General features: G+C 38.8%; 6 protein-coding genes. 4 read left to right on the forward strand and 2 right to left on the reverse strand.

What is annotated here, in order from left to right; translation table 11 throughout:
• Positions 1-836 precede the first annotated feature (836 nt).
• On the forward strand, positions 837-2,228 hold the full coding sequence (locus EYS08_RS08340; RefSeq protein WP_131029584.1) for an undecaprenyl-phosphate glucose phosphotransferase: 1,392 nt from the start codon (positions 837-839) through the stop codon (positions 2,226-2,228).
• A gap of 268 nt (positions 2,229-2,496) precedes the next feature.
• Here EYS08_RS08340 and dxs read toward each other — a convergent pair whose 3' ends face one another.
• Entirely contained in the window at positions 2,497-4,425 is a 1,929-nt protein-coding gene (dxs, locus tag EYS08_RS08345; RefSeq protein ID WP_131029585.1) for a 1-deoxy-D-xylulose-5-phosphate synthase, read from the reverse strand.
• Positions 4,426-4,630: 205 nt separating this feature from the next.
• On the opposite strand from dxs, the gene EYS08_RS08350 reads away from it, so the two are divergent.
• The 3 genes from EYS08_RS08350 to glmS all read left to right on the forward strand — a co-directional run bounded on the left by EYS08_RS08350 (position 4,631) and on the right by glmS (position 8,695).
• The gene (locus tag EYS08_RS08350; RefSeq protein ID WP_131029602.1) at positions 4,631-5,374 is read left to right on the forward strand and encodes a segregation and condensation protein A; all 744 of its coding nucleotides are present in this window, start codon (positions 4,631-4,633) and stop codon (positions 5,372-5,374) included.
• A gap of 62 nt (positions 5,375-5,436) precedes the next feature.
• Positions 5,437-6,708 (forward strand): serine hydroxymethyltransferase, encoded by a 1,272-nt coding sequence (gene glyA, locus EYS08_RS08355; protein WP_131029603.1) that lies wholly within the window; start codon positions 5,437-5,439, stop codon positions 6,706-6,708.
• Positions 6,709-6,856: 148 nt separating this feature from the next.
• On the forward strand, positions 6,857-8,695 hold the full coding sequence (gene glmS, locus EYS08_RS08360; RefSeq protein ID WP_131029586.1) for a glutamine--fructose-6-phosphate transaminase (isomerizing): 1,839 nt from the start codon (positions 6,857-6,859) through the stop codon (positions 8,693-8,695).
• Between the two features lie 412 nt (positions 8,696-9,107).
• Here the strand turns inward: glmS and EYS08_RS08365 are convergent, their stop codons facing one another.
• A complete protein-coding gene (locus EYS08_RS08365) occupies positions 9,108-10,481 on the reverse strand; it encodes a hypothetical protein (protein WP_131029587.1) in 1,374 nt (457 codons plus the stop codon).
• Positions 10,482-11,230: the final 749 nt, after the last annotated feature.

The raw sequence follows: 11,230 nt of genomic DNA on the forward strand, positions 1-11,230 counted from the left end.
ATCGTCTACTAGAGTTTTTTTGTCAGATTATTTTTTCTTGAGAAGTATTACTTTAGGTGTTTATTAAGCGGCGATTTTACGATTTATTGAATTGTTTTCAAACTCTAGGGGCGATAAGAACCCTAAGTACGAATACTTCCTCTTTCTGTTATACCATACCCCCTATATATTCAAAAATAGCTAAGGTTACCTTCGCTCTTGTTTTATATGTTTTGCTGGTATATCATTTCTGTTTTTATCGTTTTAAAGAAACTCTCTGCAAGTGCATTGTTCCATCAGTTCTCCTTTCTGCTCATGCTTTGCTTGATGCGTAACCTGCTAGTTACTCCCTGAACTCCGAACATGCATATTGCATACTCCAGTAGATCTTGTCAGCAAGCAATTCTGCTGGATAATATACAAATCGATCCCCCTGTACTTTGGAAGATAAAGCCCCATATGTGAACCTTCATTAAAGGGATCCCAGCTCAACTCATCTAAAAGGTAATCCCATCTACAATAAGGGCTGCTGAAAAACAACAACATGTTGATTTTGATCTATTTGTGTCAATTTTCGCAAAGCTTGATGCAAGATTTTTGAGTGTATCCCTTCAAAAAGCTTGTAATTGGTTTTTAGACACAAATTTTTTACAAAAAAGTACGGTTGATTATCGTTACCTTTTCTATATGGTTCTGTTTTACCTAAAAGAGCTCTGTTTCAGTGTAAAATTGAACACTTTGAGTTTTCAGTAGACACTATTTAATTTTGAATTCAGAATTTAGGCATTAATTTTGTTCATTGTAATTCATTCAAAACAAAAACAATAGATAAATGTTTGAGTTTTCATTTTAAGCCTATGCAAACACGTTACTTATTTATACTTAAATATATTTTACCGATCACTGACCTGATCATGGTCAATATTGTGTACTTTTTTGCCTACGAATTTACCGCTTATATGGGTAAAGCAGTAAGTTCTGAATTACAATGGCATTATATTGTGGTGTGTAATCTGATCTGGATTGTGAGCACTACAAGCTTTGGACTTTATAGTGAATATGGGTCGCGTAGGATTGAGCGAATCTATCGCGGAACCTGGAAAAGTGTGGTTCTACATGCGGTTTTATTTTCTGTCTATCTTTTCTTTTCTAAACAAAATGATTTCTCGAGATCTTTTCTTGTGATTTTTTATGGCATGTTGGCCATTTTGTTTTTGGTAAACCGCTTTATTGGTACCTCTTTTCAGTTTTTATTATTTAATCATTTACGAGGTGTTAAATCTGTAGCTATAATGGGTAACAACGTCACTGGTTTACAATTGGCGAGTTATTTTGAAAAGCAGCATTATATTGAGTTTCATGGTTTTATCAATGATGTCCCAGAAGATTATTTAGACCACAACGGTCAGATTTCTGATATGGTAGGGCGTCAGTTTAAAATGGCTGTTGATAAAGGCATTAAGGATATTTATGTAACCATTGCGCCGGAACGTATGGCTGATATGAGCCTATTAACTGAGGAGGCAGAGCGTCAATGTGTACGTTTAAAGTTTATTCCCGACATTAGTGGAGCCCTACTGTCTCCTTATACTGTAAGTTATCTGGGTAACGAATTTCCGGTTATTTCTTTACGTTCAGAACCACTGGAGAAGGTACATAATCGCTTTAAAAAACGGGTTATTGACGTTGTATTTAGTGGTTTAGTGATTCTTTTTGTATTGAGTTGGCTATATCCGATCATTGCCTTGTTAATTAAAATGCAAAGTAACGGCCCCGTGTTATTTAAGCAGCTGCGAAGTGGGAGGGATGATGAGCCTTTCTGGTGTTTTAAATTTAGGAGCATGAGGATGAATGCGGATAGTGATAAGAAGCAAGCCAGTAAAAATGATGACCGGATTACCCCTATTGGAAAATTTTTACGGAAATCGAGTTTGGATGAATTACCTCAGTTTTTTAATGTATTTATGGGACATATGAGTGTAGTTGGTCCACGACCACACATGTTGAGCCATACAGAACAGTACAAAGGTATTGTAGATCAATTTATGGTGCGCCACTTTTTAAAACCAGGTATTACGGGTTGGGCACAGGTAAACGGTTACCGTGGTGAGACCAAAGAAAATTATAAAATGGTGAAACGGGTGGAACATGATATCTGGTATCTGGAAAACTGGAATGCGATGCTGGATGTAAAGATTATCTTTATGACGGTAATTAATATGGTTAAAGGCGAAGAGAATGCATTTTAACTTGTACCGTACAGCCTACGGGGAATTACACTACACAGGGTATCCGGACTAATCTTTTTTATACTTGTCATCCTGACGGATGGGAAGAATCTTTATTTGTATCATTGAGATTCTTCGCTGTGCTATCAATACATATTCTAGAATTGGCGTCATCTCGGAGCAACACTACCGTCGAGATAACGATACCTTGCAAACATGCTGCCTCCACTCCAATGTTTTTTTTAAAACTGACCTCTCAGGATGATAATAACCAGGAATAAGAGTACTTCTACCCTGCCATACTATCTGTTGTTCTTTTTATAGCAACTTTTCTTACTGCCGCTACAATTGCGTTTTTATCATAACCGCATTCGGCCCAAAGTTCTACCTGTTCGCCATGTTCGATAAACTGATCTGGAATACCTAAACGTATTACATTTGCTTTATAACCATGATCGGCCATAAACTCCAATACTGCTGAACCTACTCCACCAGGTAATGAGCCATCTTCTACGGTGATTACATATTTATATTTAGCAAATACTTCATGTAGTAATTGCTCATCTAAAGGCTTTACAAAACGTAAATCGTAGTGGGCAGGATAAAAACCTTCGCTGTTTAATTCGGCTCGTGCCTCAACGGCAAAGTTACCTACGTGGCCAATAGTTAATAAGGCTACATCCTCTCCATCACAGATCTTACGTCCTTTGCCAATTTCTAATGCTTTGAATGGTCGCTTCCAATCGGGCATTACGCCATTACCACGTGGGTAACGGATTACAAATGGACCCACATTTTCTTGTTGAGCAGTAAACATCAGATTGCGCAATTCTTCTTCATTCATTGGAGAAGAAACGATTAAGTTCGGAATACAGCGCATGTAAGCAATATCATATGCACCATGGTGTGTTGCCCCATCAGCACCTGCTAAGCCCGCTCTATCCAAACAAAACACTACGTTTAGCTTTTGAATGGCTACATCATGGATAACCTGATCATAAGCCCTTTGCATAAAGCTTGAATATATGTTACAAAACGGAACCAATCCTTGTGCTGCTAAACCAGCCGAGAAAGTTACGGCATGTTGCTCTGCGATACCTACATCGAATGCACGTTTTGGCATCGCTTTCATCATAATATTTAACGACGATCCTGATGGCATAGCAGGTGTAATACCTACAATTTTATCGTTCGCCTCAGCCAACTCTACCATGGTATGTCCGAAAACATCCTGGTATTTTGGTGGTTGCGGCTTATCTGGAGTGCTTTTTTTGATTTCGCCGGTAATCTTATCGAAAAGACCCGGTGCATGCCACTTGGTCTGATCTTTTTCAGCCAGAGCAAAACCTTTACCTTTTACGGTAACGCAATGTAAAAGCTTAGGGCCAGGAATAGCAGATAAATCTTTTATAGTCTGCGCCAAACGTTTTACATCGTGTCCGTCAACGGGGCCAAAATACCTAAAGTTTAAGGCTTCGAATAAATTACTTTGTTTTAGTAAAGTGCCTTTAATGCTCTTTTCTATTTTCTTAACATACTTATGTGCATTAGGGCCTAGCTTAGAAAGCCCTGTAAGTACATGAGAAATATCATCACGGAAACGGTTGTACGATTTTGAAATGGTGATGCTGGTTAAATATTCCTTAAGTGCACCTACATTCGGATCGATAGACATGCAGTTGTCATTCAGGATCACAAGCACATTACTGTTTTCGATCCCTGCATGGTTTAATCCTTCAAAAGCTAAACCAGCTGTCATGGCGCCATCGCCGATAACGGCCACATGCTGTCTGTCTGTTTCGCCTTTTAATTGCGAAGCCACCGCCATACCCAAAGCGGCCGAAATGGAAGTAGAAGAATGGCCTACACCAAAGGTATCGTATTCACTTTCCGTAATTTTTGGGAAACCGCTAATGCCACCGTATACGCGGTTGGTATGGAATAAATCCCTACGGCCGGTTAATATTTTATGCCCGTATGCCTGATGGCCTACATCCCAAACCAATTTGTCGTAAGGGGTATTTAATGCATAGTGTAAGGCTACTGTTAATTCAACAACACCTAAACTAGCGCCAAAATGGCCACCGTTAACACTAACAACATCAATAATATACTGTCGTAATTCCTGGCTTATTTGTTCTAAGTCAGATTCGCTATATTGCTTTAAATCAGCGGGATAGTTGATTTTAGATAATAGGGGGCCAGCTTTTACTTGCATTCGAAATTTATGGTAAAAAACAAGATACAAAGTAAGGCAAATTTGTTTTAATATAGAAGAGAAAAATAGTGGTTTATTATTGCTGTTTAAGGGGTTAGTGTTTAGCGGGTTAGTGTTTAGCGTTTAGCGAATGGAAGTTAGGGGTTAGGGTTTAACGGTTAGGATTGTCCTGGGCTAAAAATTTTCATTATGTTTGTCTCTTCACATGCAGGCAGAGAATTTTGAAATAAAACTTCCGGTATTCGAAGGCCCCTTCGATTTGTTGCTGTTCTTCATAGAGCGGGATGAACTTAATATCCAGGATGTGGAGATTGCCAAAATCACCAACGACTTTTTGGCCTATATCCATCAGCTCCTTGCTTTAAATGTAGAAGTGGCCAGCGAATTTATTTTAGTGGCCGCAACCTTGATGCGCATTAAATCTAAAATGCTTTTGCCAAGGATTGAGGTTGATGAAGCCGGAAATGAAATTAATGCCGAACAAGATCTGATTGCGAGGCTTATCGCCTACAAACAATTTAAATCTGCAGCCGAAGAAATGAAAGTTTTTGAAGAGGAACGGTTTAAACAAGATCAACGGGGTAATATTGCATACGATTTAACCCTGGCCGCTGCATCTTCCAGTCACCAGGATGAACTTTTATCATTGGATCTCTATAAACTTTTAACCGTTTACCATCGAACGGTGCAGAAGTATGAGCTGCGCAGCGAAGAGGTTAAACACACCGTGGTACAATATCCATATACCATTGAACAGCAAAAACACTTTATTGCGAATCTGCTCGATATCAATAAACAGATCGATTTTGCTTTAGTGCTTAAAAATTCAGAGAATAAAGTGCATTTCGTTTATAATTTCCTGGCTATTTTAGAAATGTTGCAGCAACAAATCGTAGAGATAACCATTGGAAGTGGCTTTAACAACTTTAATGTGAAAGCATTATCCTAATACGGCCTAAATTAAATTTGAATTTCTTACTTTTGCAAAAAAAATACAAACCTCATATAATGATGACACGCGACAACCAAATTTTTGAACTTATTGATAAGGAGTTAAACCGCCAAGAGCATGGTTTAGAGCTTATTGCATCAGAAAACTTTGTAAGCAAGCAGGTGATGGAAGCTGCCGGATCGGTACTGACCAACAAATATGCTGAAGGCTTACCGGGAAAACGTTACTACGGCGGTTGCCAGGTAGTGGATGTAGTAGAGCAAATTGCTATCGATAGGGCAAAAGAGTTGTTCGGTGCAGCATGGGTAAACGTTCAGCCGCACTCTGGCGCACAAGCTAACGCAGCAGTAATGCTTGCTGTTTTGCAGCCAGGCGATAAAATATTAGGATTTGATCTTTCTCATGGTGGCCACTTAACGCATGGTTCGCCTGTTAACTTTTCGGGTAAACTATACCAGCCTTTATTTTATGGAGTTGAAAGAGAAACCGGACTTATCGACTATAAAAAATTAGAAGAAGTTGCTTTAGCCGAAAAACCTAAATTAATTATCTGCGGTGCATCTGCTTATTCCCGCGAGTGGGATTACGCTTTTATCCGTGCAGTAGCTGATAAAATCGGTGCTTTGGTTTTAGCTGATATTTCTCACCCTGCAGGTTTAATCGCAAAAGGATTGTTGGCCAACCCGCTTCCACATTGCCATATTGTAACCACTACCACCCACAAAACTTTACGTGGTCCACGTGGGGGTATGATTATGATGGGACAGGATTTCGAAAACCCATGGGGATTAAAAACACCTAAAGGCGAAACCCGTTTAATGAGTAACCTGCTCGATATGGCGGTTTTCCCTGGTACACAAGGCGGTCCGTTAGAGCATATTATTGCGGCTAAAGCAATTGCTTTTGGCGAAGCCTTAAGCGAGGAGTACGGAACATACATTAAACAAGTTGCGGCTAACGCACAGGCAATGGCCAAAGCATTTGTAGCTAAAGGATATGGCATTATTTCTGGTGGTACAGATAACCACTTGATGCTGATCGATCTTAGAAATAAAAACATTACTGGTAAAGTAGCTGAAAATGCTTTGGAGAAAGCAGAAATTACAGTGAACAAAAACATGGTTCCTTTCGATGATAAATCGCCATTTGTAACTTCAGGTATTCGTGTAGGTACTGCCGCAATTACGACACGTGGGTTAAAAGAAACTGAAATGGAGAAGATTGTAGATTTAATCGACCAGGTTTTAACCAATCCGGAAGATGAGGCTAACCTGAATAGTGTAAAAGCTGAAGTAATAAAACTGGTAAGCGCTTTCCCACTTTATAAATAAAATTATACACCATCCCCGTTGGGATAACAATAGACAAGCAGTTACATTAATTTGTAACTGCTTTTTTTGTGAAGTAAGTTTATCGGCTTTTTTTCTTTAAAACAAACGTTTGTTTTATATATTTGACCAAATTAATGTGATATAAAATATGTGTGGAATAGTAGGCTATATAGGTTACAGAGAAGCCTGGCCAATTGTATTGAAAGGTCTTAAAAGATTAGAATACCGCGGTTATGATAGTGCTGGTATTGCGCTGATGAATAACAGTGGTCAGCATATTTATAAAAAAGCTGGAAAGGTAGCGGTTTTAGAAGAATTTGCAGAAACTCAGGATAAATCTGGTACTATTGGTATGGGGCATACCCGTTGGGCAACACACGGTGTGCCTTCTGACCGTAACTCTCATCCACACACGTCTAATAACGAAAAGCTTTCTATTATCCACAATGGAATTATAGAAAATTATGCCACATTAAAGGAAGAATTGACTAATCGTGGGCACGATTTTAAAAGTGATACCGACACAGAAGTGTTGATCCATCTGATTGAGGAAATTCAGAAAATTGAACAGATCGATCTTTTAGAAGCTGTTCGTTTGGCTTTGCATGAAGTGAATGGAGCCTATGCCATCGTGATAATGGATAAAGAACACCCGGATCGTTTAATTGCCGCAAGAAAAGGTAGCCCTATGGTAATTGGAGTTGGTAAAGGAGAATATTTTATCGCTTCGGATGCTACGCCCATTATTGAATACACCAAAAATGTAATTTATTTAAAAGATGGCGAAATTGCGCTGATTACCAGAGAAGACCTTCTGATTAAGCAGCTAGATAATGTTGTTCAAACGCCGCTTATTCAAGAACTTGAACTAAAGCTAGAAATGCTGGAAAAAGGTGGCTTTGATCACTTTATGCTTAAAGAAATTTATGAGCAGCCACGTTCAATTAAAGATTGTATGCGGGGACGGATTTATCCTGAAGAAGGAAAAGTTCAGCTAGGCGGGATCAAAGAATTTGCAGAGAAATTAAAAAATATAGACCGGATCATTATCGTGGCCTGCGGAACATCGTGGCATGCAGGTTTGGTTGGCGAATACCTGATCGAAGAATATGCCCGTATTCCTGTTGAGGTGGAGTATGCTTCAGAATTCAGGTATAGAAATCCAATTATCACCGAAAAAGATGTCGTAATTGCCATTTCACAATCCGGCGAAACTGCAGATACCATGGCGGCCATCGAGATGGCCAAAGAACGTGGGGCAACTATTTTTGGGATCTGTAATGTTGCTGGGGCTTCCATCCCACGTTTAACCCATGCAGGTGTTTACACCCATGCGGGTCCAGAAATTGGTGTAGCCTCAACAAAGGCATTTACTGCTCAGGTAACGGTTTTAACCTTGATGGCCTTTTATATGGCGCAACAAAAAGGGACCATTACCACTTCAAAATTAATTGAGCTTTTGACTGAACTGGATCATATTCCTGAAAAGATCCAGATTGCACTAGAGTCGAACGACCTGATCAAAGAAGTTGCAGAAAAGATCAAAGATTCTACCAACTGTTTGTTCTTGGGGAGAGGTAGCGGTTTCCCAGTGGCCTTAGAAGGTGCCTTAAAACTTAAGGAGATTTCTTATATCCATGCCGAGGGTTATCCTGCAGCAGAAATGAAACATGGGCCGATCGCTTTAATTGATGAAGAAATGCCGGTAGTTTTTATTGCTACGCAGAATTCATCATACGAAAAAGTGATCAGCAATATACAAGAAGTAAAAGCAAGAAAAGGTAAAGTAATCGCGATTGTAACCCAGGGAGACACGGAGGTGAAGAAAATGGCCGATTACTGTATCGAAATTCCTGATGCCAATGAAGCCTTTTTACCACTTATAGCAACTATTCCGCTTCAGTTATTATCGTATCATATTGCAGTGATGCGGGGTTGTAATGTAGATCAGCCCAGAAACTTGGCTAAATCGGTAACCGTAGAATAATTTACAACAAAACAAATAAATAGGGCAGTTGCATTAATTTGTAGCTGCTTTTTTTGTTTATCGGATATTTAAATACGGACTTTGTTAACTAAGCCCGATTGAACGGATGCCGGTTTGACCTATATATTTTGATATCGAGAAATTAAAACGGCAGGAGGAAAAGCGGGACTGAAGGCTGCCATAGGCACCAATGCTAGCTTTCTAAAGAAATAAATCTTGTTGGGAGATTGAAGCGATGTTAAAAAATAGCCTAACAATTGAGCGGCAATCCTATAATCTTAAAATCCCTGGTAAAAAGTAAAGGGCCGATATTCTTTAGAAGAAATATCGACCCTTACCATCTAAATTAACGCTCTCGAATATATAAACGGAAATTATCGCCATTTTGTTTTGAGAAAATGAAAAAAATAAGTTATTTCTCGTAACTGCCTAATGTTGAGGGGTGAATTCTTGCAATTCCTTTCGCATCCTGATTAAGGTAATTAATGAAATACTGGTCGGTACTTAAATCAGCCCCCTTTTTTCTGACGATGCTACTGGGAGATACTTTAAAGTCTTCTAGATCCTGATTAATGAAAAGAGGGTCGGTATTTAAAATATTGCCATTGTTGCTGTAAGCGCTGTTGGTAGATCTGAGTAAATTGCTCCATAAATTGAACTGCACTATTGCAGACGTTTTCTTTTGGATATCCAGTTCATTGGTTAAACTCCCCCATATGATATTATTGGTTAAATCTACCTGAAGTTTGTTATAAGCATTTGCCGATAAATAATCTGAAAAACTCAGAGCGGCAGTTTTGCGTGGGAAATTTGAATTATAAGCAGCAAAAGTATTCTGTTTTAAGTTGTAATTTCCTCCCCCTACCGCATATATTAAGTAATTCCCGCAGTTATACATCACATTATTAAATGCAAGCAATTCTGAGTGGTAGCCAATGTAAGCCGCCACCTGCATGTTTTTGATAATGCTATTGCTTAAAATTAATTTGGGACTGTTGTTAACGGACAAAGAATCGGAGGTAATGCCGACAGACGCATTTTTGATGATCGCATTTTTAATCAGTCCATATCCGCTTCGCTTTAAGAAAATCCCTTTCCATTGTCCGGGCTCATCGCTGTATATTTTTTCCAGCCTGTCGCTACAAAACAATACAGGTTCAGTAAGGCTGCCATTAACCATTAGGTTTCCTTCTATATTTAAATTGGCATCCTTATGGAAATAAACCTTAGTTCCAGGTTGGATGCTTAGGGAGCTTCCGCTCTTAACGGTTAATGATCCATTAATGATGTAAGGTAATGCTTTTGTCCAGATGGTATTGGCATTAATTGTCGATTCGTTAACAAATACAGCATTCTGTCCATAAGCTAAAAGCTGAATTACCTGTTTATTACCATTTGTATTTAATATGATAGAATCTTGAACCAGAAAGGGCAGGTTAGTTGAATTTGGGTTGATCGAAACTTTGATAAAAAGATTGATAGAATCCTTTCCGTTTATGATTAGATCATTTTTGTTCGGCGTTTGCTCCCCGTTGATATTAATGCTAAACGCTGAAGTGCTACCTCCCGATAATCTGATTTCTGATACTTTAACTGCATCGTTGTTTTTGTTGGCAATCTTTATTCTTTTAGTTATTGAACCTACCGAGGTAAAAATAGTATCAAATAATACCTCTTTATTGGGGATGTTCAATTTAGCATTTGGATCTGTGGTGATGCGCTCCCCTTTCCGGCAAGCTGAAGCAAGGAATAAGATTAAAAATGCCAGACCAATATTTAAACGCATAAATCAAACTTAGAAAAATGTTTGACGACTTACAATAGCTCATATATAATAAGACTGTACTATTCTGTAAAACCTGGGCGTTAAGAAAGGTCATGTGATTTTTATTCTGGCACCTTTATAGCAAGAGTTCTCATGTTTCTTAAGCGTTTGATTTTTTTTAGAGGATGTTCATCATACTGATATGGAGGTGTCGCCTGGCTGTATGCACCGGAGAGCGAATAATAAACCAGATTTATTTTCAATTGCGGCGGATCATAAACAACTATTTCCTTAAAAAGTTTTGTCCTTTGCTATATTTTTTCCTGTTGAAAACCATGTAGTTAGCTTAAGCCTTCAGATAATCGGCGTAAAAGCTTTGCGGTAGTGTTAATTTTTTCTACTTTTGCATCCCGCTTCGGAGGAAGGGTTTTGAATGAAAGGATGGCGTAGAGATAAGGAGAGCGGGATTTATTTAAAATAAATGTTGCGGGAGCGGAAAAGATTGCTACCTTTGCAGCCCGTTCAGGAATGGCGGAAAGCTGAATAATATCAGCGTATTGAAAGAGGGAATAGGAAAAAAGAAGGCTGAAAAAATAAAATTTATTTTATTTGGAAGTTCGGAAAAGATCCTTACCTTTGCACTCCCAACCGAAAGGAAAGGGAAAGACCGGAACGTCGGATGTCGGAAAGGTAACAGAAAAAAGATTGAAACGGATTGAAACACAGGTTGGACGAACAAGACCAGCTGAAACTGAAACCGAAGATATATA

This window comes from Pedobacter kyonggii (assembly GCF_004310665.1).
GTDB lineage: Bacteria > Bacteroidota > Bacteroidia > Sphingobacteriales > Sphingobacteriaceae > Pedobacter > Pedobacter kyonggii.

Excerpts from the sequence above, each read along its gene's own strand:
- EYS08_RS08365 (WP_131029587.1), bottom strand. The coding sequence starts at position 10,481 with ATGCGTTTAAATATTGGTCTGGCATTTTTAATCTTATTCCTTGCTTCA.
- EYS08_RS08350 (WP_131029602.1), top strand. The coding sequence starts at position 4,631 with ATGCAGGCAGAGAATTTTGAAATAAAACTTCCGGTATTCGAAGGCCCC.
- glmS (WP_131029586.1), top strand. The coding sequence starts at position 6,857 with ATGTGTGGAATAGTAGGCTATATAGGTTACAGAGAAGCCTGGCCAATT.
- glyA (WP_131029603.1), top strand. The coding sequence starts at position 5,437 with ATGACACGCGACAACCAAATTTTTGAACTTATTGATAAGGAGTTAAAC.
- EYS08_RS08340 (WP_131029584.1), top strand. The coding sequence starts at position 837 with ATGCAAACACGTTACTTATTTATACTTAAATATATTTTACCGATCACT.
- dxs (WP_131029585.1), bottom strand. The coding sequence starts at position 4,425 with ATGCAAGTAAAAGCTGGCCCCCTATTATCTAAAATCAACTATCCCGCT.